Here is a 24,799-nt window from a genome sequence, read left to right as displayed (position 1 = left end):
CTCGCCATTCCAGAAGGTTTATCGGATGTAGGACGTCCGAGCTCGTATGTCGACTGTAAGCGTCATCACAGGTTCACGTCAAGCGCCAACTTCGTAACGCTTTCCCACTTAACGTGGCTTCCGGCGAACGCTCTCTCACTTCCTGTGGGTTTTCGGCGAACGCTCTCTCACCCGTCGCGCTGACGTCGCCGGAGCCAGTGTCAAACCTGAAAGCACGACGGCGGCGCTCGGCAGTGCCCCCGCGCTCGCCGATCACTTCAAACGTCACCTCGTAGGCCACCTCGGCGTAGCCGCGCGCCACATCGGCCCTGGTGACGGTGTAGCCCGGGGTGAAATACAGGGCTTCCTGCCCGGGGCCGAGATCCGTGGCGGGAAAAGTGTCCGAGCCGGGACCGGACAGCCGGACCGCGGTTACGGGCAGGGATCCGTCATTGCGCGCCCTGCCCGTGAAGGCCAGGATGTCCCCGGCCTTGTAGCCGGGAATGATCGGGCCGTAGTTCAGGTCCTGTGCTTCCCGGGTGCCGATGACCTGCGCCGCCCCGGCCGAGTAGCCCTGGCCGATTTCCTTCCAGGTGTGCACGCCCCAGTCCGCGCCGCCGGGCTGCATGACGTGGAACTCGCCGGCGTTCCGCCAGACCGTCGGGCGGCCGGGGGTGATGGAGCGGAGTTCCATGTCGAACACCAGCCCGGCGCCGTTTTCTGGCGCGCTCGGCCCCTCGGCGGACTCTGACAGGGTGCTCCCGGCGGTGCTCCCGGCGGTGCTCCCGGCGGCGGCCCTGCCGGAGCCGCCGGGAATGTGGGCGGCGAGCTGTGCGGTGAGTTGCCCCGCGGGCACGGAGGCAAACACGATCTCCCGGTAGCCCTGCCGTTCGTAGAGGACGCCGATGTTGCCGTCGGGGAGCCGGGCGGCGGTCGAATAGGCAGAGCTTCCCGGGCACAGGACCAGCTTGGCGGGCCAGCTGCGCCCATTGTCTGGAGACAGGCTGATTACCGTGTTCCGCCGCAGTGACGTGTCGTGGTTGTTGGTGGCCAGAAGCCATGAGTCTGTTACCTCGCCGGCCAGGGAGTCCAGGGACGGCAGGCCGTCGAAGCGGACCAGGGAGCCGTTGTCGCCCGGGTCCGGGAGGTCCTCGACGGCGCGCAGTGCGCTCCAGGTGGCCCCGCCGTCGTCCGATAATGCGGCAAGGCGGCGCGGTGTGCCGCGGCTGTGCAGCAGCAGCCGGCCGTCCTGGAGCGCGGCAACCTTGTTTTCGTTGGGGGCGGAGCCGTGCGTCCGGGCGCCGATGAGCTCCCCGAGGGTCCAGGTGCTGCCGTGGTCGTCGCTGTACGCCGAAGCGGCCATGATCTCGCCGCCGGCCAGGACCACAAACTGCTGGACCAGCCGGCCGCGGTACGGGCCCGTGTGGATCTGGATGCCCTGCCCGGCCGCGGCGAAGATCCCGGTGATGTCCGGCTCGTCCGTACTAGGCTCACTCGGGCGGACAGGCGGGCGGAGTTTGAGCTGGGCGGTGATCCGGCGGTGCTTCCAGGTGAGGCCGTCGTCGTCCGAGTAGCTGAGATCGCAGTGCTGCACATCGTCGTCGGGCTCCAGCCCGGCCGCGGCTTCGAAGAATCCGGCCTGCGTTCCGGCGGCGTGGAACATAAGGATCCGGCCCGTCTCAGCGTCCACCAGGAGGCTCGGATCGCCGTGGCCATTGAGGCCGCGGCCAGTCCTTACTACCTGCTGTTTGCCCCAGGTCCGGCCATTGTCCGTGCTGCGCCGGAGCAGGAGGTCAATGGGGTTGGGCAGGTCATCGAGGTTGGGGCGGCCGTCGTAGGCTGCCAGCAACGTGCCCTGCCGCGAAACGGCAAGGGCGGGGATCCTGTATTGCCGGTAGCCTCCGGCGCCCCGGACCGCCAGCACGTGTTCGACGTCGGGCATGGCAGCCGACATTGGCTGCAGGACATGGGATGTCATATCTCCATGATAGGGGACGCGTAACACGCCTGTGTAGGCGGATTCATGTCTGGCAGAGTATGAGTATGCTCACAGTAATAGGCGAGGGCCTTGTTGACGTTGTCCAGCGCGCCTCCGGAATCGAAGCCCACGTGGGCGGCAGCCCCCTTAACGTCGCGGTGGGCCTGGCCCGCCTTGACCACCCCGTGCAGTTCGTTGGCCGCTACGGCCGCGATGCATACGGGGATTCGGTGGCGGCGCACCTGCGCTCCAGTTCCGTTATGCTGCCGCTGGGCCCCGATGAGCTGCCTACCAGCGTGGCCACCGCCGTGATTGACGACGACGGCGCCGCCACCTACACGTTCGAGCTCGCCTGGGAGCTTCCCGGCCTGGCGGACCGCCTCGCCTATATGCTGCAGGGAACCACGCTGCTGCACACCGGCTCCATCGCTACGATGCTGGCGCCGGGCGCCGCGGCTGTGCTGGCCGCCGTCGAGTACGCCCACCCCGCCGCCACAATCAGTTTCGATCCCAACTGCCGGCCCAGCATCATCACCGACGTGGATTATGCGCGGCAACAGGCGGAGAAATTTGTCACCCTTTCGGACGTGGTCAAGGCCTCGGACGAGGACCTGGAGTGGCTGTACCCGGGTGTGGGCGTGCTGGAATCGGCGCGCCGCTGGCTGTCGTTGGGCGGTTCCGAGGGGCCTGCCCTGGTAGTGGTCACGCGCGGCGCGGCCGGTCCGTGGGGAATTACGGCTGCCGGTGAAGCGGCGATTGACGCGCCTCGTGTGGAAGTGGCCGACACTGTGGGCGCCGGTGATTCCTTTATGGCCGCGCTGCTTTCGGGGATCGTGGATCGGGGCCTGGACGGCGCGCAGAACCGGAAGGACCTGCGCGAACTTCCGGCCGAGGGCCTGGCTGAACTCCTGGCCCATGCTGCCCGCGCGGCGGCCGTTACGGTTTCCCGCCCGGGCGCCAACCCGCCCACGCGTGCCGAGCTGAACTCGGTTCCGGAGGAGTGAGGAAGAAGTGCAGAAGAAACTGCAGCGCTGGCCCGGAGCTCCACAGGATTTGGCCACGCGGAGGCAACGGCACGCAATCCGATGAGACATCTGCCCTCACCGCAACCGGAGCGCTTGGGGATCCTTATGCGTGGCGCAATTCCGAAGGCGACATGCCGCAGGTCAGCCGGCATGCGCCAGGATCGAGAGGCTCCTGACGCCGTATTTCGTAGTCGCCGCACGGGCTCTGTCGGAGAGGAACTCATAGGGATTGGTCCGGAGCGTTTCCAGCGCGAACCCGCTGCCGGCGATCAATTCCTGGTAGGTGTCTTCCTGCGTGGCGCCACCGATGCAGGCGGCCCAGAGATCAATGTTGCAGACAATCTGTTGGGTCAGCGGCCTTTCGGTGACGATATCGGCAACCGCCAGGCGCCCTCCTGGGTGCAGCACGCGTGCCGCTTCGCGGAAGACAGCGGGTTTGTCCGCGGACAGGTTGATGACGCCGTTGGAGATGATGCAGTCGAAGCTGGCATCGTCGAAGGGGAGTTCTTCGATGTACCCGTGCGCGAAGGCGACCTGGGGAAAGCCGCCCTCTTTCCGCAGGCCGTCGGCCTTCTCCAGCTGCTCCTCGGTCATGTCAAGGCCCACCACCTGCCCGCCGGATCCCACCGTGACGGCGGCAGCGAAGACGTCCATCCCCGAACCTGAGCCCAGGTCCAGGATTTTTTCTCCGGGCCTGAGGTTCGCCAGGTCGAAAAAATATCCCACCCCGGCGAAGGACTCGACGGCGGCGGCAGGGATCGCGTCCAGCAGCCAGGCCGGGTAGCCCAGCTGCTCCGCAAGACCGCGTCCCATCTTGAAGTGGTACTTGCCCGCGGGGTTTTGGGCCACCGCCCGATAGACCTGCTTTACCTTGTCCTCAAGCTCGCTTCGGTCAACTGCAACTGTTCCCATGTCCATGGCTCTACCCGTGCTTCATACGATTTCGAGGGTGGTTTCAACCGGAACCGGGTTGGCCAGGCAGTCGCGGACAGGTGACGTGTCCTGGACATACCGGCACAGGGACTGAAGCTGCTCCGGGGTGGCATTCGGGCTGGAGACCCGTGCCTGCGCACGGATCGCGGTGAATCCGGGCCGAGGCCCTTCGAGGCCGAGGAAGGGCCGTGCATCCAGATCGCCTTCGACGTGGAACTCCAGTGAACTGATCTCTATGCCCTGGGCGGCCGCGTTGGCCGCGTATCCGACGGCGTAGCAGAAGCCCAGGGCCTGCAGCAGCAGTTCGACGGCGTTGGGTCCGGCGTTGTTTCCGAGGAGCACGGGAGGTTCGTCACCCTCGATCGTGAAGTCTCCGGTCCGGGTGGTGTCGGGTTCCCCCGCATGGGTGAATCCCAGGATCTTTCCCGAGTTGTGGGTGCCGCCGCGCCAGGTGCTGGTGGCTCTGAACGTAAAGCTGCCCTGGGTGGGATCTGCCTGGATCGCATCGATGGTCGCCAGTAGCTGGTCGACGTCAATGCCATTGCGGATGGTCGCTGTCGATTCCATCGCAATTCGCCTCTTTTCCGGGTTGTCCCGGGGTCCGCGGCGCGGCCCCCGGTTGTATTCAAGTGAATACTTGAATATCACACCCGGTGGATATATCTTGTCAAGTACCTACTTGAATATGATTTGCGGGAGGATCGGGCATGAGTGACAGGCCGGCAAAGGACAAGCTGTTTGATGCATTTGCTTCCGTGGCCAAGGTCCTTGGCAGTGGTCGGCGCGCCGAGATAGTGGATGTCCTGGCCCAGGGTGAGCGCCCTGTGGACGAAATTGCCGAGGAAATCGGGCAAAGCATCGCCAATACTTCGCAGCATCTTCAGCAGCTCCTGCGGGCAGGCCTGGTGCGCACCCGTCGCGAAGGAACGCGGATCCATTACCGCCTCAGCGGCACCGCGGTCACGCGACTCTGGGTGGCCGTGCGGGAGGTTGCAGCCGAGCATGTCGCAGAACTCGACGAACTCGCCGAGGCCTACCTGGGGGACAGGGCGGCCTTGGACTCCCTGACCCGGGCTGAGTTGACCAACCGAATGGCCGCAGGAGATGTAGTAGTTCTCGATGTGCGGCCTGAGCGCGAATTTCGCTCCGGCCACATCCCGGGCGCGGTTTCGGTTCCTATTGGAGAGCTGGCGGGGAGGATCAAGGACCTGCCGCACGGCCGCATCATCGTGGCGTACTGCCGCGGACAGTACTGCGTGTTCGCCGACGACGCGGTGCGGACGCTGCGGGAACAGGGCATGCCTGCCGCCAGGCTCGAGGAGGGCTATCCCGAGTGGGCTGAGGCCGGGCTGCCCGTCGAGGATGGCGCGCCGCGCAAGTCCGGCGCACCGGGATAGCCACGGCGCCCAAAATCGGCGGGACACTCAGCTACGGGGTGTTATACGTTGTGACCAGACCACGACGGGAATCAGAAGGAGGGACAGGACGCCTCCGGCCAGGGACAGAACGGCGTAGCTGGTGCCGGCGACGACGACTCCGGCCAGGGCGCCGCCGGTTGCGCCGGCAAGGGCGATAAGAACATCTATGGAGCCTTGTATCTTCGCCCTGGTGTCGAGCGGGGTGGCATCGACGACGAGGGCCGTGCCGCTGATCAGGCCGAAGTTCCAGCCCAGTCCGAGCAGCGCGAGTGCGATCATCAGTTGCCCCATGGAGTGCGTAGGGGCCGTTGCCGCAACGATCCCGGCGGCCAGGAGCGTCACGCCCGCGGCGACGGCCATGGGGACCCGGCCGAGCCGGTCGACGAGGACGCCGGTGATCAGCGAGGGCAGGTACATGAAGCCGATATGGATGCCGATCACAACTCCGACTTCGGTCAGGCCGTGGCCGTGCGACTGCATGTGGACCGGGGTCATGGTCATGATGGCGACCATCGCAATCTGGGTGAGGACCATGACGGTGGTGCCGACGGCGACACCGCGGTTGTTCCCCGGCGGTTCCGGGATGGAGGGCGAATCGGTGGCCGGGGCAGTCTCCGCCCGGTCCTGGGTCCTGATCGCGGTAGCCAGTAGGAGCGGGTCGGGCCGCAGCCAGAAATACAACACAAGGCCCGCGAAAGCGTAGGCGACTGAGGCGAGCAGGAACGGTCCGGCCAGGGCCGGGATGCCCAGGGCTGTGGCGAATGCGCCCATCGGGGTGACCAGGTTCGGTCCGGCAACGGCGCCGAGTGTTGTGGACACCATGGCCAGGCTGACTGCGGTGGCGCGCCGCTGGGGTGGTGCGAGGTCGGTTCCGGCGTACCGTGCCTGCAGGTTGGTGGCCGTTCCGGCACCGTAGACGAGAAGGGCAATGAACAACAGGACCACGCTGTCCGTTACCGCTGCCAGGACGACGCCGGCTGCTCCGATGCCGCCGGCGATGAATCCCGAGGCCAGGCCGGCACGGCGGCCCCGGCGCTGGGAAATCCGTCCGACCAGGAAGGCCGCCCCGGCTGAGCCGAGCGTGAATAGTGCCGCCGGGATGCCTGCCAGCCCTGCGGTGCCGAGCATCTGCTGGGCCAGAAGGGCGCCGACGGTGACACCGGCGGCGAGACCGGCCCCTCCGAAAATCTGGGAAATGATGACGACGGCGAGGGTGCGCCGATAGAGCGCATGGCGGCGCTCCGGGGAAAAGGAGTAGGACAGGACCAGTTTTTCTGGGATCTGCTGCACAGCCGGGGCCTATGCGGTGGCGGTCAGGTCGACGTCGCCGCTGGCGCGCCATTCAAGGACGCCTTCATTCATGGCGTACGCGTCGATGCCCTGCCCGCGCATCAGACGTGCCGCATCACGGGCGAGCAGGCAGAATTCGCCCCGGCAATAGACGATGACCCTCCGATCCCGCGGAAGTTCCCCGATCCGGGAGGCCAACTCGTCCAAGGGAATCGATGCCGCTCCCGGGTAGTGGCCTGCCTGGTATTCGTGCGCGGGGCGGACATCAAGCATGTACGCCCCGCGGATTTCCTCGATGGTGCGGATAGGCGGCACGGAGTCATCGCGGCCGCTGCCAAAGTCACCGTCGATGGTGGAGGGGCCGGGGAGGACCCGGGCCGCCATGTTCTTCATCGCCACGAACAATCCAGCGACCTCCGGACCTGCCAGCCTGTAATGGATCCTGGTGCCATCCCTGCGCGTCCGCACCAGGCCGGCACCCTTCAGTACTTGCAGGTGGGCGGAAACGGTCGTCACCCCCATGCCGGACAATCGGGACAGGCCGTCAACGGACTGCTCAGCCTGCGCCAACAGCTCGAGGAGTTCGAGCCGGTTTCCGCTGCCGATGGCCTTTCCAATGCGCGCCACGTGCGCGTAAGCGTCCCGGTTCACTTTCGACCTCCAGTATTCCAATGAATATTGGAATAATATCAGGGCGCTTTGGAACGGGCGGTCCGCTCGGAGACTCCGGCCAAATCCACCAACAGTGCCTCCCGCCGGCAGTATGTTGCCGTTCTAGGGTAGGGGAACCTCTCGAAGGATTGGCTGAAGGAACCCGAAGGAAGCTGCCAGTTGGGGATCCATCCCTAGTTCGCTGCGACGCGCGGTGAAGGCGCGTGATCTTCAGGGTGTTAGGCCCTGCAGATGTTCCTCGCAGCCCACCGCGTAGGCCTCGCGGAGCCAGACGGCAAGTTCGCCGTCGACGTCGGAGGGCTCGGTCACCCGAACGTCGTCGGGCGGCTCCAACGGCCCAGTCGTCCCAAACGAAGCGGCACGGCCGGGAAACCCCAAGCCCCACGTAGACTGGCAGGATGCGGCTGGTAGCAAGTGATATTGACGGAACGATTCTTGGGCACAACGGAAAGATCAGCGACCGCACCGTCCGGGCCTTCCACGCCTGCCGCGACGCCGGCATCGAGCTTGTTTTCGTCACCGGCCGCCCGCCGCGCTGGCTCCACCCGCTGGAGGAACAGCTGGGCCACACCGGCACGGTCATCTGTTCCAACGGCGCCGTGGTGTGGGACCTCGAAGCGGACCGGCTGGTGTCCGCCCGGACGCTGGGCATGGACGCGGTGCTGGAACTGCGGCGGATCATCAAGGAACTGCGCCCCGCCGCGCTCTTCGCCGCGGAAACCCTGACCGGATTCCATCTCGAACCCGGCTTTATCGAGAACGGCTCCAGCGAGCTGCTGGCCGAATTTACCCCCGCCCCGCTGGCCGAAACGCTCACCCCGGACGACGCCGTCGTGAAGTTCCTGGCAATTGTCAGGGATGGCACCGCGGACGACTTCCTGGCAGCCGTGCGGCCCGCCGTCGCCCATCTTGCGTCCGCCACGCACTCCGCACCGACGGTGGCGATGCTTGAACTGTCTCTTCCCGGCGTCAACAAAGCCGTCACCTTGGCCGAATACGCCAAGGCGCTGTCCATTGACGCCGCCGACGTCGTGGCGTTCGGGGACATGCCCAACGACGTCGAGATGTTGCGTTGGGCGGGCCACGGGTACGCCATGGCCAGCGGCCATCCGGACGCCATCAGCGCCGCCGGGCAGCAGGCGCCGCACTTTGACGACGACGGCGTGGCCCAGATCCTCGAAGCCAGGCTCGCGGCGCTGGGGGTAAAGCTCTCCTGATCCCGGCTTCCGGGCCAGGAATTCACAGCTTCCGCTCACCTCCCGTTCACACTTGCCACCTACCGTGGGTTACGGACAATCATCCGCAGCTGAAGGGGCAGTCATGGCAAGAAACGGTAACCAACGCGCGGTCGACGAGCCGTTGCGCCCGGCAGAGCCGGCTGCGCACTGGAAAGCACTGAAAGAGGGTGACCGCGTGCGCGTCCGCCTCACCCCCGGATACGAAACCGGCGGGTTCGTGGATGCCATCACGTGGGACCACACCGTTGTGTGGGTGGACCTCGACGACGGCCACGGCCGCACGCTGCTGCACTGCGGCGACGGCGTGGAGATTGTGTCGCAGGACGCATAGCCCGGCGGCTCCGGTACGCTCGAAAACGTGACTGAGCCGTTTTTTGATGCTTCCGACGGTGCTGGCCGTCCCCCGCGTCCCATTGCCCTGGCCCACCGCGGATTCTCCCGGGAAGGGCTGGAGAACTCGATGGCCGCGTTCCGGGCCGCCGCCGAACTTGGCTATGAGTACCTTGAGACGGATGTGCACACCACCTCCGACGGCGTGCTGCTGCTCTTCCACGACGACACCCTGGACCGGGTCACAGACGGCCGTGGCCGGATTTCGGAGCTGACCGCCGCTGAGGTTTCCACCGCGCGGATCGGCGGGCGCGAGCCCGTGCCGCTGTTCGACGACCTGCTGACCGCCTTCCCGGCTGCCCGGCTGAACCTGGACGTCAAAGACTGGAAGTCGGTGCAAAGCCTGGCTGCCGGCATCGAACGGCACGGCGCGCATGACCGGGTCCTGGTGGCCAGTTTCTCAGACCGCCGACGCAGAGCGGTGCTGAAAATGCTGAGCCGTCCGGTGGCCTCCTCGGCAGGGATGGTGACGAATGCGCTGTTTGTCCTGCTGGGCCCGGTGCTTCCGGCGGCCTGGCTGCGCCTTGCGCTGCGGGGCCCGTTGCGCGATGTCCAGGCCCTGCAGGTTCCGGTCCGCTACGGGGCGGTCCGCGTGGTGACGACTGCCTATGTGCGGCGGGCGCACGCCCTGGGCCTGATGGTCCACGTGTGGACCATCAACCATCCGGCTGAGATGCGCCGGCTGCTTGACCTGGGCGTGGACGGGATCGTGACGGACCGCGCGGATCTCCTGAAGCAGGTCTTGCGGGAACGTGGCCAGTGGCCCGGCGGCTGACCCGGTTCCTGGGCGCCTGCGCCGGGTGCACTGCGCAGGACTGCGGTGGAATTCCGAGCGGTTAGGAGCCGCCGGGACCCTGGATGCCGTGGTTGGCAGCGAGGTGGCGGAGCCCATCGGGGTCCAAAGGCGTATTCCACGCCGCCCAGTCCTTCGGCCGCACGGAGGGCCGGCCCAGCAGGTAGCCCTGGCCGGCACTGAAACCCAACTCCGTAAGGACCCTCAGTTCCTCGGCGGTTTCAACACCTTCGGCCACCAGGACACTGCCTATCTGCTCCGCGAAGTCCACCAGGCACGCGGCCAGGGCGTGCTGGGAGGTGTCCGTGTCCACGCCGCTGATCACATTCCGGCCCAGCTTGATGAAATCAGGCCGCAGATGGAGCATTCGGCTCAGGGCGCCCGCGGTTGGGTGCGAATCATCGATTGCAATGCGCAGCCCCCGTTCACGAAACGGCGTAATTGCAGAAATGAAATGCGAGTATTCCTCGTCCGGAATTTCGTCCGTCAATTCGAGCACAATACGGTCTACTGGCAACTCGATGTGTTCAAACAATTCGGGGAGCCGGGGATCCAGGCACGATACGGGGGAGATGTTCAGGGACACGTAGAGGTTCGCGGGGAGTTTCGCGGCAGCTAAGGCCGCGGACGCGAGGGCCGAGAATTCCAGGTTGGCGCCCAAGCCAACGGCGGCCGCCTCGGCAAACCAGATTTCCGCGCCGGCGCCGTCGTCGCTGACAAAGCGTGACAACGCCTCTACACCCACTACGGCCTTGGATTCCAGGCCGTAGATCGGTTGGAAAGCGGTCATCAGCATCTGGTTTTCCAACAGCGAGCTGATGCGCGACAAGCTGCGGAGAGACTCCAGCCGCTCGGCCAGCTGGGGCGGCATGGCGCTGACAGGCTGCGGGAAACGGGCAGTGTCCGGCGCGCTGGCTTCTGCGCTGTCCTGTTGTTGGCGCTCCAGAAGATACTCCAGCAGGGCCCGTTCCGGCGCGCCTGGGTTTTCTCCCAAGCGGTCGCTAAGGCGCTGACGTATTGCCGCCCCGGCAGGATCAGAATCCCCGAGGACCCCAGCAATAACTCCCCAAGCTTGTGTTCGAACCGTCATTAGCAACGCCCCCAGTTGACGAAGTAATGGCTCCTTGGCCTCTTTATTTTCAAATTTCCAGATACCTTCGGAATGCTCTACTTCTGATTATTACCAATCTTCCTGACCGAGAAGAATCGGATGCCGCCACTTGATCGTATATCGGGATGCTCGAAAAGCGCAGCCCAAAATCGATCAACCCCTATTACTCCCGGATGAAGTTTCCGCCAACAGCGCAGGAAGCTCTTCGGGCGGGACGGGTTTGCTGAAGAAATAGCCCTGTGCGCTGATACACCCGAGGTTCCTGAGGTGCTCGGCCTGATCCGCTGTTTCCACGCCCTCCCACACGGCTTCGAGCCCGCAGGCGCGCACCAGTTGAAGGACGGCGGCCACCAATGCAGGCTGGCTGGGGTCCGTGCCCAGTCCCTCAATCAGGGACCGGTCCACTTTGACCCGGTCCACTGGGAGCCGGCGCAGGTAACTGATGGAGGAATACCCGGTACCGAAGTCGTCGATTTCGATTCCGACGCCCAGTCCGCGCAGCCCGGCCAGGGAGTACCGGTCCAGTTCGTTGCCCCTGACGATGGCCGCTTCCGTCAGCTCCAGGACAACCTGCTCGGGGCGGACGCCCGTCTGCTTGAGCACGGCGCGGACGTCCTCGATGAACTGCAGGCTCTGCAGATCAGTTGCGGAGATGTTGATCCGGACGGAAAACCTGCTGTCCACCAGTTCGGCATCAATCCAGCGGCGTAGCTGGCCGACAGCTGTGCTGAGCACCCACAGGCCCAGCTCGGAGATCAGTCCCGCATCTTCTGCCAGCGGGATGAACTCGTCGGGCATGATGCGGCCGCGGGTGGGGTGGTCCCACCGGACCAGGGCCTCCACGCCTTCGATGCGCCCGGTGCCCAGTTCAATCACGGGCTGGTAGTGCAGTACCAGGCCCTGGCCCTTGACGGCGGTCCGGAGGTCCTCCAGCAACTGGCTGCGGAGCTTGCGGATGAGCAGAAGCCCGGGTTCGAAGACGTGGAGCCGGTTCTGCCCCTCCGCTTTGGAGGCGTACATGGCAACATCGGCCTCCATCAGTAGGTCCTCGGCCCGCCGCCCGGACGCCCCGACGCTGAGTCCAACGCTCGCCCCGCAGCGGACACTCCGGTCAGGAAGGTCAATGGGTTCCCTAATGGCTGCCAGGATGCGCTGGCCTACGACGGCGGCTTGGTCGGCGCCCGTGGCCGGCATAACGATGGCGAACTCGTCCCCGCCCAGCCGGGCTACGACATCGTTGGTCCGGACAGCGCGGCGGATGCGTTGTCCCACGGTAACCAGTACCTGATCCCCGGCAGAGTGGCCGAGGGTGTCGTTGATGGATTTGAAGGCGTCAAGGTCAAGGAGGAGGATAACGGGCGGGCTGAGGGCATCGCCGTCGTGGTCCTGGGCGGACTTCACTGCAGCAAGAAGCGCGGAGCGGTTGGCAAGTCCGGTGAGGGGATCCTGCATGGCCATCTTCTGCATCTCGCGGTGGGCTTCGTGCAGCAGTTGCGTGCGCACCTCAACACGCTGCTCAAGCTCTTCGTAAATGATCTGGAGGTCCTCGGCCAGGAGGTTGGTGCCCATGATGATGGCGTCGAGCTCGTCCCGGGCCGGCGAAACTTCTATCCGCGACTGGAGGTCTCCGGAAGCGAGCCGGATGATGCCATTGAGCAGCTGGGAGAGCCTGGGGTCATCGTCAGCGAACATCGGGTGCCTCCTTTCCGGGTTCAGGTTCCGTGCGGCGCGTGAGCTCCAAGGGGGAGGTTCACAGTGACAGTGGTGCCAACACCCAGCTCCGAGGTTACCTGAATGCTTCCGCCGTGGCGCTGGACGATGTCCTGCGTGATGGCGAGCCCAAGACCGGTGCCCGGAACCGCCCCGGACATCGCGTTCGAGGCGCGGTAAAAGCGGGTGAAAACGTGGGCTATCTCGTCACTGGAGATCCCCATCCCGGTGTCCGAGACGCTGACCGTCGCCCAGCGGGTGCCGTCGGCGTCTGCCCGCGTCATGCTGACGACGTCGATCTGTCCTCCACCGGGGGTGAACTTGATGGCGTTGGAGACCAGATTCGTAAAAACCTGCTGCAGCTGCACTTCGTCTGCCAGGAATTCGAGCTCGTCCGAGGCGTGGGCCATCACAATGGCGACATTCTGCACTGTTGCGAGCGGCCTCAGCGCGGCGGTGACGATCTCCAGGGTCCGAGCCAGCCGGATAGGGGTCAGGTGCAGCGGGCTTTGTTCATGCCCGTTGCGGGAAACGCTCAGCATGTCTTCGATCAGCAACCGCAGCCGTTCCGTGTTCCTGACCACGATGTCCAACATTTGGTGGACATCGCTGGACACGGGGTCGGACGTGTTCTCCTGGATCATGTCCAGGTAGGCCATGATCGATGTCAGCGGCGTGCGGAGCTCATGGTTAACGGTGGCCAGGAAGTCGGTCTTGGCTTTGTCCAGCTGCTGGAGTTGCTTGACCACCTGCTGCTGGCTGGTGATCAGGTGGCTTTGGATCAGGCCGTGGACGGTATTGCCAGCAACGTGCTGGATCAGTGCCAGCTCGGCCCGCGACCATTCCCTGGGGGAGTCCAGCAGGGCGATCCAGATAATCCCCAGCGACGAGCTGCCGTCCCCCATCGGGACGGCAACGGACGCGGCGGCACACAGTTGCGCGAGCTCGGCGGGCAGCCGGACATCGCCGGCACCGTGCGGTGCGAACGCCCCGTCCGCAGTGAGGACCTCCGCCCGCGCCCACAGTAGGTCAGCGGTCCTGCGCACCGGGCCTTCGTCCGTGCACAATCCTTCAGGCAGTGGGCCCAGACCGGGCCGGTGCCACTGGGCGGTAATGGGCGGCACCTTGTCGTCGTCGAACGTGGTCAGCCAGACCCGGTCCGCGCCGAAAGTCTCACCGAACCCCCGGACCACAACATCGGCGATCTGTTGCGGATGGTTGGTTCCGCGGACCAGCGCGGACACCTGCCGCAGCCTTTCGCGTAACGTCTCCGCTTCCTGCCGGGCTTCATTCCGGCGGGAGACCAGGTTAATCAGGGCAGTGGCACGGTGGACGAGTTCCTTGGCAGCAGGCGGTTTGGCGATGGTGTCCCGTACGCCGGTATGCTCCGCCGCCTTGACTTCGGCCGGGCTGTCGAGATCAACGAGAACCAGCACAGGGGCGGTGGCGTCGACGTCGGAGAGTGAACTGTCCAGGACCAGGACGGAGGGCTCGCGCTTTTCCAGAAGGGTCGAAAGGCCGGTGGCGTTGTCCACGGCGCTGACCGTGAAGCCCGCCGCCTCCAGTGCCGCCGTGGTGGATTCCCGGCGCCCGGCGTCGGGATCCGCAACGACAGCCAGGTACGGCACGGTTGCGAAATGTGGTGTGTCCGCTGGCAACCTGTCCCCCTTTGCTCCTGAGTGAGCACCCGTTTGCTCCTGACTGAGTACATTGTAGGGTGACGGAGCACACCTGCTCCTATAAAATGCGCGGAGGGTATCGTGACGAGTCAGCCTGCAGAAGAGGCCAAAGCGGACCTGGCGCTGGACGAACTGGGTGTGGTCCAGCTCAAATGGCCGCAGGGAGTGTCCATCACGGAGTTGGACGCCGTGGCCGCCATGCAGAACGTCAACGACCTTTGCGGGGCCGGCCGCCACCCCATGCTGGTGGATATGGCCACCACGGCCCAGGTCAGCCGGGGAGCCCGTACGGTTTTCGGCCGCCCCTGCCAGGCCTCCCGCATTGCGCTGCTGGGGGCGTCACCCGTTGACAAAGTAGTGGCCAACTTCATCCTGGGCATCAACAAACTGCCCTGCCCCACCCGGTTCTTTACGTCCCGCGACGACGCCATGGTCTGGTTGTTGAAGGAACCCGCGGCCACAAGCTGAACGGAACAGCCCGCGAACGGCTGCGGCGCGTTCAGGGTCCTATATTTGTCCTATGCCATCCCGCGCGAAAAAGGTGCTCTCCGCCTTGCGGCAGTACTTGATCCTGCCCAAGCTGATCAGACTGTCCATCTCTGCTCCGAAAAACAGGACCGTGGCATGGGACAGGTATTGGGCCGGAATCGCGAGGACGGGCGCCCGGAGTGACGTGCTGTGGGATTCCGGCACTGACCACGAGCTGCTGGGTTACGGGGACGTCCTGCGGCGGCACTTCGATCCAGGCCTTCCCGTGGTGGATGTGGGGTGCGGGCATGGCGCATTCAGCCGCGCCCTGACGGCGTATTCACCAAAGGTCCTGGGCGTTGACGTGTCTGCGCACGCGGTGGCCCGTGCCCGTGACGAATCGGCCGGAGTTGACGGTGTCAGCTACCTGGCCCGTGACATGACCGAGCCTGGAGCCGGCGCGAGTCTGGTGGAATCCACGGATGCTAACGTCTTTGTCCGTGGCGTGTTTCACGTCCTCGCGCTGGCCGATCAGGCCGCGCTGATGGAAAATATGCGGCAGCTCGCAGGTGCCCGCGGCACCGTCTTCCTGGCGGAGACGAATTTCCAGGGCAACCCCGTGGAGTACGTCGCGCACCTGGGGGCGTCACTGCGCAGCATCCCGGCCCCGCTGGAGCTGGCTATCCGGAAACTGCCCATGCCGGGCCGCTTTGGACCGGAGGAGCTGGCCCGCGTGATGCCGAAGGGCCGGTGGACGCTGGTGGAAGACGGTGCCGCAACCATCGAAACCAATCCGCTGATGGATGCGGCGGGGAACAGCAGAATACCGGGCTACTTTGCGGTGCTCAAGCCCAAAAATTGCGACGCTGGCCGGTCGGGTTCGTCCTTAGCTGTCCGCATACCGGAGTAGGCAAGCGCTTTCCCGGAAGCGGCTGGCATGATGGACGGCATGCGCATTCTCATCGCTCCGGATAAGTTCAAAGGCTCGCTCACCGCCGCGGAGGCCGCCGCCGCCATCGCCGAAGGTGCGCTGCGCGTATACCCTGACGCCGTCGCCACCCAGTTTCCGATCGCCGACGGCGGCGAGGGCACCCTGGAGGCTGCCGTTTCGGCCGGCTACGAGGAGCGGCTCAACGCCGTTGTGGGCCCCATTCTTGCCCCCGTCGGCGCTGCCTGGGCCATCCGGAAGAACCCCGGCGGCGGGGCGACCGCCGTCATCGAAACAGCCCAGGCCTCGGGTCTGGCTGAGATGGAACCCACCCCGGCCAACGCCCTGCGGGCGCACAGCTACGGCTGCGGGCAGCTGATCGCGGCGGCGCTCGACGCCGGAGCTACCGAGATTGTGTTGGGGCTGGGCGGATCAGCCATGACCGACGGCGGCAGCGGCGCCCTGCGTGCGCTGGGCCTCAAGCCGCTGGACGCCGCCGGCAACGTTGTTCCGTTGGGCGGCGGATCACTGGCCGATGTTGCGGCCCTGGATACCTCCGGGCTGGACCCGCGACTCTCCGCAACCTCCTTCAGGATCGCCGTGGACGTCCAGAATCCGCTGTATGGCGCCACCGGCGCGGCCCACGTCTTCGGCGCCCAGAAGGGTGCCGACGGCGAGGCAGTTGAACGGCTCGACGCCGGTCTCCGCAACTGGGCGTCCGTACTCCGCGAGGCCACTGGCCGGGACGTTAACATTCCGGGAGCCGGGGCGGCAGGCGGCTTCCCGGCGTCGTTCCTTGCCTTCACGAACGCCCGGCTGGAAGGAGGGTTTGCGCTTGTCGCAGGGCTCACTGGGCTCGCAGGTCAACTGGACAACGCAGACCTGGTGATCACGGGGGAGGGTTCCCTGGACTCGCAGTCGCTGACAGGCAAAGCCCCCATCGCCCTCGCGGACGCAGCCCGGGACCGCGGGATTCCGGTGATTGTGGTGGCGGGGCGGATCCTGGTCACACCCGAGGACCTGGCCGGGCACGGCGTGGTCGCCGCAGCACAATTGCTGGATGTTGCGGCCAGCCCGGAAGACGCCGTCGCCCACGCCGCAAAATACCTGGCCGGGGCTACCAGCCAGGTCCTGGAAGGCGCCTGAAGCCACAGCCCGTGTTCCGGTAATTACTCATTTGCGCCTGTGCACTCCGTCGACAGGATCCCCGGCGATTTGCTGGCTTGGCGGTCTGCTACCGTTCCGATGCGCGCCTGTTGAGCCGCAGCGGGACGTAGATCAGCAGGACCACCAGGACCGCCAGCAGGATTCCGCCGGCGGTCAGGCCGGCGGTGCGGCCGGCCGTCACGTCAAAGACCAGGGCGGCTGTTCCCACACTGAGCATCCCCACGCCGGCCAGGGCAATTTTGGTGATGGTGTCTGCGCTCGAGACTAGGGTTTCCTTGAGCCGTTGGCGGAAGAGCCGGCGGTGGACGCTGACGGGAAGCAGGATAAAGGCGGTGGTCAGTGTCGCGATCACCACGTTGACGAGGTAGAGAACCACTTGGAACTCGTCCAGGTCCTGGAACCGATCCTGGAACGGCAGAGTCAGGAGGAAGCCGGCCAGAATCTGGACCCCGGTCTGCAGCACCCTGAGCTCCTGCAGCAGCTCGGCCCAGTTCCGGTCCAGCTGCTCCTCGCGGGTTTCATTCCGCCCGGTGCTGCCGGGGAAGTCCTCAACATCAGACATGCCTCTCCTCGCTCCCGGGTCTGGCCGCGTGATCCAAAGCTAGGCCGGAGTTGCGCCAAAATCAACATTTGATAAGTTTACTTATTATTTGCTCCGGATGATGGACTTGCGCCTCCGTGCGGGATAGTTTCGAAGAGCCGGCGCAGGCAGGAGCCCTTCGAAGACCGATCCAATGAAGAGGTGGACTATGAGCGAAACGCAGAAACGGACAGACCCGCCCACCGACCCCCGGGACGGCTTTCATTCCGGGCCCTTCCCGAAGCAGGAACAGAAGCAGCCGGGCCTGACTGCGCTCATGGATCCGAAGCCAGACCACGGCGAACTTGGCTACGAGGGGCGCGGTGCGCTGCGGGGTAAGGCTGCGCTCATCACCGGCGGAGACTCAGGAATCGGCAAGGCGGTGGCCATCGCGTTTGCCCGCGAGGGGGCCGACGTCGCAATTTCCTACCTTCCGGAAGAAGAGGAAGATGCCCAGGACACGGCCGACTGGATCCGCAAAACGGGCCAGCGCGCGCTGCTGTTGGCCGGGGACGGCCGGGAAGAGGCCTTCAGCACCCGGATCGTCGCTGATGCGGTGGCGGAATTCGGGGGTCTGGATGTGGTGGTGCTCAACGCTGCTTACCAGAAGAACCGCGAGAGTTTCGAGTCCCTGCCGACCGAGGAATTCGACCGCGTACTCAAGACCAATCTGTATTCCCTGATCTGGACGGCCCGGGCCGCGGTTCCGCACCTGAAGGCTGGCTCCTCGATCATCACTACGGCTTCGATCCAGGCTTTCAATCCGTCGCCGGGGCTGATCGACTACGCCATGACAAAGGCAGCGCAGGTTGCCTTCACCAAGGCGTTGGCCCAGGAACTTGGGCCACAGGGGATCCGCGTCAACGCCGTGGCCCCCGGACCCATCTGGACCCCGCTGATCCCGGCCACGGAGTGGCCGGACAAGCTGCCCACCTTCGGGCAGGATACGCCGTTGCAGCGGGCGGGTCAGCCGGCAGAGCTCGCCGCGGCCTATGTGCTGCTCGCGTCCGATCAGGGGTCCTACATCTCCGGAGCAGTGCTGCCGGTGACCGGCGGCAAGGGCCTGTAACCAAGTTTGCACGTCAGATTCACATCTACTACAGGAGGAACCATGAGTCAGGACAACCAGCGCACGGAACCCGCCGAGGAAGTGGGCGGCTACGGCACGCCGACTGCGGAACAGGAGATGGGCGGGACGGACAGCAATCAGTTTGCCCAGCCCCGCGACGAAGAGGAATTTGATGCCGCCGGGCTCAATCAAAACAGCCCAGAGGGCGAAACGTTCGCCACCGGCACACCCAATCTCAGCCACTTCGATGAGGAAGACAAAGACAGCGCCGGCGAGCCGGGTGCCGGCCGATTCGGCGGCACTGATGACCAGTACCACGCAGAAAGCGACACCAATGATCCCGGCTTTGAGCCGGGAGAACCGCTCATCCCGCGCGACGCCGACGTTCCCTCCGCCGATGCCGAGATCAACGAGGCCAACGCCGACGCGCAGGGCTCTGAACCCTTCTCGTCGGAATCGGGACAGGAGGCTGCCGGCCTGCCGGACGGCAGCGGAGCTGACCTGCCCAAGGACAAGTCACCGAAGGATGACGACGAGGAGAGTTTCGATGCCGGATAGGCGGTGTTCTCCGCCGGGACTGCGGTTTTTGTGTGGGTGGATCTTGCCCACGGAGCGGTCACCGGACGTATCCTAGAAACAGGTTTTGCAGTGGGCCACGCGTTTCGAACCTAGGCGTGGAACATGGCCGCGGAGACACAAGGGGAGCCGGGCCGGGAATCGATTCCGGACCCCCAGGAGATGGTGTTCGACAGCACGGATGTCGAAGACTTCCTTGTGGCAGTCACCGGCGAGTTCATGCGCGACATCGATGGCGATTCGCGTGGTATCAGCTGGGCCGTCACCTTCTTCCGCTCCGGATCGGCCCGGACTGCAGCCGCGGGGAGCGCCGCCGCGCGCGCCGCGGACGAAGAGCAGTGCTCGTTTGCGGACGGACCCGTGCTGGAAGCTGTTCGCGCGGGTGATTTTGTGCATCTGGCCGACGTCGGCCGCGACCGGCGCTGGCCGGGCTATGCCAGTGCTGCCGCGGACCATGGCGTCCGGTCGCTGCTGTCCACGCCGGTTGTTGCCGCTGCCGAATGGAGTGCAGCACTTAGCCTCTACGCGTCCACTCCCCATGCCTTCACCAGCGAGGACATCATCAGGACGCGCAGGTATGCGCGTCACGTGGCCCGGTCGCTGCTGATGGTGGTGTGTGTGGCGGAGCGGGCCGCAGCCGGTGCTCAGCTGGCGGTAGCCCAAAGCTCCATGGTGCTTATGGACCTGGCCGTGAGCACGCTTGAATCCGACTACGGGCTCGGCCACGATGCGGCACTGCAGTACCTCCGGACCGTCGCACGGCACACCCGCCACGGGCTTCGCGAGACAGCCCTGAATATTGTGGCTGCCTCGCGTGCCGACCAGGCAGGGCGCGGCCGTGAAAATGCCTCCTTCCGGGGACTCTCTGACCTCGAAACACCCCCGCTCCGCCAGGGTCACTACATAACAGGGAGTACGGCATGAACGTCTGGAAGCAGGACATTGCAGCCGCGAGGGCCGCTGCGGATCCGGCGCCCCACCCGTGGCACCGGCTGGTTGCGTTGGGTGACTCCTTCACTGAGGGCATCGGTGACCCCGAGCCGCGCAGCGAGGGTGGCTTGCGCGGCTGGGCAGACCGAGTGGCCGAGGAACTCAGCGCGAACCAGCCCGATTTCGCCTATGCCAACCTGGCCGTACGGGGCCTGCTGGTACAGCAGATTTTAGACCAGCAGCTCGCTCCGGCGCTTGCGCTGAAGCCCGATCTGGTCACGCTCTCCGCCGGCGGCAACGATATCGTTTTCCGTCGCAGCGACCCTGACCGGCTCGCAGAAACGATCGACGACGGCGTGGGCCAGCTGGCCCGGTCCGGCGCCACCGTGGTCCTGTTTGCCGGGCCGGACTGGGGCGCGACGCCAGTCTTCAGCCAGATCCGCGGCAAAGTGGCCATCTTCAACGAGAACCTCCACGCGGTGGCCGCCCGCCACGACGCGGTCATGGTTGACCTGTGGTTCCTGCGTGAATTGTCGAGCGCGGGCATGTGGGACCCGGACCGGCTGCACTTCTCACCGCTGGGGCACCACACCATCGCCGCGGCCGTGCTGAAGGCCCTGGGTGTCTCGCACACCCTGGAGCCGTTCGAGCCTAAGCCGCCGCTGCCCCACAGCTGGAAGGAAGCCCGGACCGAGGACCTCATCTGGGCGCGCGAATATCTGGTTCCGTGGGTGATCCGGCAGTTGAGGCACCCGCCGGAAGCGGAGCTGACCGCCAAGCGTCCCGAGCCGCGCCCGGTTTTCGGCGTCGGAACCCCGCCCGGACCGTTTATCAGCGGCGGTCACGCAGCCTGAGGCAACAGCTTGACGCGCCTGCGGACAGTTCAGCGCTTCTTCGGCGCCCGTTTCGCTGCTGCATTGACTGCTGCCTTGACCGCGGGAGGCAGGCCCGCCTGCTCCGTTTCCGGTTCAGCCACCGAGCCGCGGGCCTTCGCGATGGCTTTCATGCTGTGGTAAATCACCAGGGCGGCGGCCGAGCCGAGGGCGATGCCGGTGAACGTCAGTTCCCCGATGGTCCAGGTGTAGTCGGCGATGCCGATGATCAGGGCGACGGCGGCGGTGGTCAGGTTCACCGGGTTGGAGAAGTTCACTTTGTTCTGCACCCAGATCTTGACGCCCAGGATGCCGATCATGCCGTACAGCATGGTGGCGGCGCCGCCCAGTACGCCCGGCGGGACCGTGGCAATCAGTTCACCGAACTTGGGCGAGAAGCTCAGGACAATAGCGAAGACGCCCGCAACCCAGTACGCCGCTGTCGAATACACCTTGGTGGCCGCCATAACGCCGATGTTCTCCGCGTAGGTGGTGGTGCCGGAACCGCCGCCGAAACCGGCAAGGACCGTGGCGGCGCCGTCCGCCATCAGCGCGCGGCCGGAGACGCCGTCGAGGTTCTGGCCGGTCATGGCCGCCACGGACTTCACGTGCCCGATGTTCTCGGCTACCAGGACCAGCACGACGGGGACAAAGAGGCCAAGCACGCCCACATGGAACTCGGGGGTCTGGAAGTGAGGCAGCCCGATCCAGGCAGCGGCCTCCATTTTTTCGTAGCTCACTTCGCCGCGCAGCATGGCCACGAGGTAGCCCACCACCACGCCCACGAGGATGCTGAGCCGGCCGACGATTCCGCGGAAAAGAACGCTGACCAGAATGATGGTGGCGAGTGTGCTGACGGCGGTGACGGGGGCGGCGTCGAAGTTCATTTTCGCGGCGGGGGCCAGGTTCAGGCCGATCAGTGCCACGATGGCGCCGGTGACGATGGGTGGCATCAGCCGGTTGATCCAGCCGGCGCCGAACTTCTGCACGATCGCACCGATGAGGGCCAGTGCGACGCCGGCGAGCACCACTCCGCCCAGCGCGCCGGGCACGCCGAACTGCTGTTGGGACGCCATGATGGGCGCGATGAACGCGAAGCTGGAGCCGAGGTAGCTGGGAACGCGCCCCTTGGTGATGACCAGGAACAGCAGTGTGCCGATGCCGGAGAAGAACAGGGTGGTGGCCGGTGGCATGCCGGTGATGATGGGGACCAGGAACGTGGCGCCGAACATGGCCACGACATGCTGCATGCCCACGCCGATGGTCAGGGGCCAGGCCAGCCGCTCATCCGGAGCAACCACGTGGCCGGGCGTAATCGATTTGCCGTTGCCGTGGAGCTTCCATTTCATTCCGGGCATGCTCATGGTCTGGGCCTTTCAAGGGGTTGCCGCTGGGGCTGGGATCTTCCGGTGCAACAATACCGCGCGGTCCTGCTGTGGTGAACGTCACGTGCGGGTTGGGAAGAGGACGGGTGTGCTTGAAGTTACAACTATGGAAAGCAGACCGCCGGCCCATCATTCGAGATGAGCGGGCCCAGCGAAAGGTACGCCATGACTATTGCCCACGAAGAAGCGGTTATCGATCCGGCCGCCGTCGACGCCATTTTTGCAGAGGCCCGCACGGCCAACTCATTCACCGGCGAGGTGACCGAGGACCAGGCCCGCGCCATTTACGAACTTACCAAGTTCGGCCCTACGGCTTTCAACTCCCAGCCCCTCCGCGTGACCTACGTCCGCTCTGACGAGGCGCGTGCCACCCTGGTTGACACCCTGGCCAACGGCAACAAGGCCAAGACCGCCTCCGCGCCACTGGTTGCCGTCCTTAGCTACGACACCGCCTGGGCCGAGCAGTGGGACAACTTCCTGCCCGAGTACAACGCACCGAAGGCCATGTACGACGCCGCCCCGGACCTGGCCGCGTCCACTGGCAACAACAACGCCCACCTGCAGGCCGGCTACTTCATCCTGGCCGTCCGGTCCCTCGGACTCGCGGCCGGCCCGATGACCGGAGCCGACTTCGGCGCCCTCGACGCCGCCTTCTTCCCCGCTGGTGACCAGAAGAGCTTCCTGGTGGTCAACATCGGCCAGGCCGGCGAAAACGCGTGGGGCGCAGCGAAGCCCAAGTTCAGCTACGAGGACGTTGTCCGCACCGTCTGACCAAACCCAAGATGCTCTATCACTTTTGGTCCCCATCCGGGTTGGATGGGGACCAAAAGTGATAGAGCATCTGCTTTTTAAGGTTAGGCGATGACGCCGTCCACCAGCGCCTTGGCTTCTGCCTGGACCTGCTTAAGGTGCTCCTCGCCCTTGAAGGACTCGGCGTAGATCTTGTAGACGTCCTCGGTTCCGGACGGGCGGGCGGCGAACCAAGCGTTCTCCGTGACCACCTTGAGCCCGCCGATGGACGCGCCGTTGCCAGGCGCCTCGGTCAGCTTGGCGGTGATGGTTTCGCCGGCCAGTTCCGTTGCGGTGACGTCCGACGGCGAGAGCCTGCCGAGTACCGTCTTCTGCTCCCGCGTGGCCGCTGCATCAATGCGCGCGTAGACAGGGGCGCCGAACTGGTCGGTCAGGCCCCTGTACAGCTGGGAGGGGGACTTACCCGTGACGGCGGTGATCTCCGAGGCCAGCAGCGCCAGCAGGATGCCGTCCTTGTCGGTGGTCCAGACGCTGCCGTCCAACTTGTTAAAGGAAGCGCCGGCCGATTCCTCGCCGCCGAACGCGCCTTCGCCGGACAGCAGTCCCGGCACAAACCACTTGAAGCCCACGGGGACCTCAACCAGTTTGCGGCCCAGGCTTTCCGCCACCCGGTCGATGATCGAGGACGAAACCAGGGTCTTGCCCACCACCGAGTTGGGGTTCCAGCCGCTGCGGTTGCGGTAGAGGTAATCGATGGCGACGGCGAGATAGTGGTTCGGGTTCATCAGGCCACCCACCCCGTCGACAAGAGGTGTGACAATCCCGTGCCGGTCGGCGTCGGCGTCGTTGCCGGTGGCGACGTCGAACGCCGCTGAACTGCCGCCGTCGGACATCCTGTTGATCAGGGAGGCCATCGCGAACGGTGAGGAGCAGTCCATCCGGATTTTTTCGTCCCAGTCCAGGGTCATAAACGCCCACTGGGGATCCACGGTGGGGTTCACCACGGTCAGGTCCAGGTGGTGGCGCTCGCCGATCTCGCCCCAGTAATCCACGGCCGCACCGCCCATGGGGTCGGCCCCAATGCGCACTCCGGCTTCGCGGATGGCGTCCAGGTTCAACACGGACGGGAGGTCGTCAACGTAGCTGCTGAGGAAATCGAACTTTCCGGTGCTGTCCGCGACGAGGGCTTCGGAGACGGGGATGCGCTTCACGCCCCGCAGGTCGTTTTCGAGGAGTTCGTTGGCGCGGTTGGCGATCCAGCCTGTCGCGTCCGAATCGGCCGGGCCACCGTGCGGAGGGTTGTATTTGAAGCCGCCGTCTCCGGGCGGGTTATGGCTGGGCGTGACCACAATGCCGTCCGCTTCCGGGGTGCCGGGCTGGCGGCTGTTGTTGTACGTCAGGATGGCGTGGCTCAGTGCCGGTGTCGGCGTGTAACCGTGCCGCGCGTCAATCAGCACGTGCACGCCGTTGGCGGCGAGGACCTCCAGGGCGGAGTTCTGCGCCGGCTCGCTGAGGGCGTGGGTGTCCTTCGCCAGGAAAAGCGGGCCGGAGATGCCCTGTCCGGCGCGGTACTCCACGATTGCCTGCGTGATCGCGACGATGTGTTTTTCGTTGAACGACGCCTTCAGGCTCGAGCCGCGGTGCCCGGACGTACCGAACGCCACGCGCTGGCCGGGATCACTCAGATCCGGCGTGATGTCGTAATACGCGTCGAGGAGCGCAGTGATGTCAACGAGGTCCTGGGGTTGGGCAACTGTGCCCGCGCGGCTAGCCATGGCACCAGCATGCCAGACCCAGGCTGGAGTCAAGACGCCGGGTCCACAATCCGGGCCCCTATGACGCGGAAAAGTCCCCTCCA

Annotated in this window: 24 protein-coding genes; 13 read left to right on the top strand and 11 right to left on the bottom strand. The window is 65.6% G+C overall.

Going from position 1 to position 24,799, the window contains the following annotated elements; translation table 11 throughout:
- Positions 1–73 precede the first annotated feature (73 nt).
- Positions 74–1,957 (bottom strand): exo-alpha-sialidase, encoded by a 1,884-nt coding sequence (locus QK290_RS06455; RefSeq protein ID WP_282329850.1) that lies wholly within the window; start codon positions 1,955–1,957, stop codon positions 74–76.
- Between the two features lie 65 nt (positions 1,958–2,022).
- On the opposite strand from QK290_RS06455, the gene QK290_RS06450 reads away from it, so the two are divergent.
- Positions 2,023–2,961, top strand: a complete 939-nt coding sequence (locus QK290_RS06450) for a PfkB family carbohydrate kinase (RefSeq protein ID WP_282329849.1) — start codon at positions 2,023–2,025, stop codon at positions 2,959–2,961.
- 162 nt (positions 2,962–3,123) lie between these two features.
- Here QK290_RS06450 and QK290_RS06445 read toward each other — a convergent pair whose 3' ends face one another.
- A complete protein-coding gene (locus QK290_RS06445; protein ID WP_282329848.1) occupies positions 3,124–3,894 on the bottom strand; it encodes a methyltransferase domain-containing protein in 771 nt (256 codons plus the stop codon).
- Positions 3,895–3,915: 21 nt separating this feature from the next.
- Positions 3,916–4,482, bottom strand: coding sequence for an OsmC family protein (locus QK290_RS06440; protein ID WP_282329847.1), 567 nt, complete (start codon positions 4,480–4,482; stop codon positions 3,916–3,918).
- 140 nt (positions 4,483–4,622) lie between these two features.
- Between QK290_RS06440 and QK290_RS06435 the strand changes: the two genes are divergently transcribed.
- Entirely contained in the window at positions 4,623–5,312 is a 690-nt protein-coding gene (locus QK290_RS06435; RefSeq protein WP_282329846.1) for a metalloregulator ArsR/SmtB family transcription factor, read from the top strand.
- Positions 5,313–5,339: 27 nt separating this feature from the next.
- On the opposite strand, the gene QK290_RS06430 is transcribed toward QK290_RS06435, so the two are convergent.
- Together QK290_RS06430 and QK290_RS06425 are read right to left on the bottom strand one after the other, a co-directional pair.
- Positions 5,340–6,623, bottom strand: coding sequence for an MFS transporter (locus QK290_RS06430; protein ID WP_282329845.1), 1,284 nt, complete (start codon positions 6,621–6,623; stop codon positions 5,340–5,342).
- 9 nt (positions 6,624–6,632) lie between these two features.
- Positions 6,633–7,274: a metalloregulator ArsR/SmtB family transcription factor gene (locus tag QK290_RS06425; RefSeq protein ID WP_282329844.1), complete on the bottom strand. Its 642-nt coding sequence runs from the start codon at positions 7,272–7,274 to the stop codon at positions 6,633–6,635.
- Between the two features lie 419 nt (positions 7,275–7,693).
- Here QK290_RS06425 and QK290_RS06420 point away from each other — a divergent pair, with 419 nt between their 5' ends.
- From QK290_RS06420 to QK290_RS06410, 3 genes are all read left to right on the top strand, one after another.
- Positions 7,694–8,512 (top strand): HAD family hydrolase, encoded by an 819-nt coding sequence (locus QK290_RS06420; RefSeq protein ID WP_282329843.1) that lies wholly within the window; start codon positions 7,694–7,696, stop codon positions 8,510–8,512.
- A 103-nt stretch (positions 8,513–8,615) separates the two neighbouring features.
- Entirely contained in the window at positions 8,616–8,864 is a 249-nt protein-coding gene (locus QK290_RS06415; RefSeq protein WP_282329842.1) for a hypothetical protein, read from the top strand.
- 27 nt (positions 8,865–8,891) lie between these two features.
- A complete protein-coding gene (locus QK290_RS06410; RefSeq protein WP_282329841.1) occupies positions 8,892–9,698 on the top strand; it encodes a glycerophosphodiester phosphodiesterase in 807 nt (268 codons plus the stop codon).
- Between the two features lie 61 nt (positions 9,699–9,759).
- Here the strand turns inward: QK290_RS06410 and QK290_RS06405 are convergent, their stop codons facing one another.
- The 3 genes from QK290_RS06405 to QK290_RS06395 form a co-directional block, all read right to left on the bottom strand.
- Positions 9,760–10,710 carry an EAL domain-containing protein gene (locus QK290_RS06405; RefSeq protein WP_282329840.1) on the bottom strand — a complete coding sequence of 317 codons (951 nt, stop codon included), beginning with the start codon at positions 10,708–10,710 and terminating at the stop codon, positions 9,760–9,762.
- Positions 10,711–10,980: 270 nt separating this feature from the next.
- A complete protein-coding gene (locus QK290_RS06400) occupies positions 10,981–12,519 on the bottom strand; it encodes an EAL domain-containing protein (protein ID WP_282329839.1) in 1,539 nt (512 codons plus the stop codon).
- A gap of 20 nt (positions 12,520–12,539) precedes the next feature.
- A complete protein-coding gene (locus QK290_RS06395) occupies positions 12,540–14,195 on the bottom strand; it encodes an ATP-binding protein (RefSeq protein WP_282329838.1) in 1,656 nt (551 codons plus the stop codon).
- Between the two features lie 102 nt (positions 14,196–14,297).
- Between QK290_RS06395 and QK290_RS06390 the strand changes: the two genes are divergently transcribed.
- The 3 genes from QK290_RS06390 to QK290_RS06380 are packed head-to-tail and all read left to right on the top strand — an operon-like array spanning position 14,298 to position 16,758.
- The gene (locus QK290_RS06390; protein ID WP_282329837.1) at positions 14,298–14,684 is read left to right on the top strand and encodes an STAS/SEC14 domain-containing protein; all 387 of its coding nucleotides are present in this window, start codon (positions 14,298–14,300) and stop codon (positions 14,682–14,684) included.
- A gap of 52 nt (positions 14,685–14,736) precedes the next feature.
- A complete protein-coding gene (locus tag QK290_RS06385; protein ID WP_282329836.1) occupies positions 14,737–15,594 on the top strand; it encodes a class I SAM-dependent methyltransferase in 858 nt (285 codons plus the stop codon).
- 39 nt (positions 15,595–15,633) lie between these two features.
- Positions 15,634–16,758 carry a glycerate kinase gene (locus QK290_RS06380; protein ID WP_282329835.1) on the top strand — a complete coding sequence of 375 codons (1,125 nt, stop codon included), beginning with the start codon at positions 15,634–15,636 and terminating at the stop codon, positions 16,756–16,758.
- An 88-nt stretch (positions 16,759–16,846) separates the two neighbouring features.
- Here the strand turns inward: QK290_RS06380 and QK290_RS06375 are convergent, their stop codons facing one another.
- Entirely contained in the window at positions 16,847–17,341 is a 495-nt protein-coding gene (locus QK290_RS06375; protein ID WP_282329834.1) for a DUF6328 family protein, read from the bottom strand.
- Positions 17,342–17,528: 187 nt separating this feature from the next.
- Between QK290_RS06375 and QK290_RS06370 the strand changes: the two genes are divergently transcribed.
- The 4 genes from QK290_RS06370 (at position 17,529) to QK290_RS06355 (ending at position 20,788) form a co-directional block, all read left to right on the top strand.
- Positions 17,529–18,428: an SDR family oxidoreductase gene (locus QK290_RS06370; protein WP_282329833.1), complete on the top strand. Its 900-nt coding sequence runs from the start codon at positions 17,529–17,531 to the stop codon at positions 18,426–18,428.
- Positions 18,429–18,470: 42 nt separating this feature from the next.
- Positions 18,471–18,986, top strand: a complete 516-nt coding sequence (locus QK290_RS06365) for a hypothetical protein (protein ID WP_282329832.1) — start codon at positions 18,471–18,473, stop codon at positions 18,984–18,986.
- Positions 18,987–19,109: 123 nt separating this feature from the next.
- The gene (locus tag QK290_RS06360; protein WP_282329831.1) at positions 19,110–19,928 is read left to right on the top strand and encodes a GAF domain-containing protein; all 819 of its coding nucleotides are present in this window, start codon (positions 19,110–19,112) and stop codon (positions 19,926–19,928) included.
- Entirely contained in the window at positions 19,925–20,788 is an 864-nt protein-coding gene (locus QK290_RS06355) for an SGNH/GDSL hydrolase family protein (RefSeq protein WP_282329830.1), read from the top strand. Before QK290_RS06360 ends, QK290_RS06355 begins: the two co-directional genes overlap by 4 nt.
- Positions 20,789–20,817: 29 nt before the next feature.
- Here the strand turns inward: QK290_RS06355 and QK290_RS06350 are convergent, their stop codons facing one another.
- Positions 20,818–22,170 carry a solute carrier family 23 protein gene (locus QK290_RS06350; RefSeq protein ID WP_282329829.1) on the bottom strand — a complete coding sequence of 451 codons (1,353 nt, stop codon included), beginning with the start codon at positions 22,168–22,170 and terminating at the stop codon, positions 20,818–20,820.
- Positions 22,171–22,356: 186 nt separating this feature from the next.
- On the opposite strand from QK290_RS06350, the gene QK290_RS06345 reads away from it, so the two are divergent.
- Positions 22,357–22,962 (top strand): malonic semialdehyde reductase, encoded by a 606-nt coding sequence (locus QK290_RS06345; RefSeq protein WP_282329828.1) that lies wholly within the window; start codon positions 22,357–22,359, stop codon positions 22,960–22,962.
- Between the two features lie 83 nt (positions 22,963–23,045).
- On the opposite strand, the gene pgm is transcribed toward QK290_RS06345, so the two are convergent.
- The gene (gene pgm, locus QK290_RS06340) at positions 23,046–24,716 is read right to left on the bottom strand and encodes a phosphoglucomutase (alpha-D-glucose-1,6-bisphosphate-dependent) (RefSeq protein ID WP_282329827.1); all 1,671 of its coding nucleotides are present in this window, start codon (positions 24,714–24,716) and stop codon (positions 23,046–23,048) included.
- Between the last annotated feature and the right edge of the window lie 83 nt (positions 24,717–24,799).

The organism is Pseudarthrobacter sp. AL07, from assembly GCF_029960665.1.
Lineage (GTDB): Bacteria > Actinomycetota > Actinomycetes > Actinomycetales > Micrococcaceae > Arthrobacter.
Note: the sequence above shows the minus strand (reverse complement) of the source record. Positions and strands in the feature narration are given on the sequence as shown.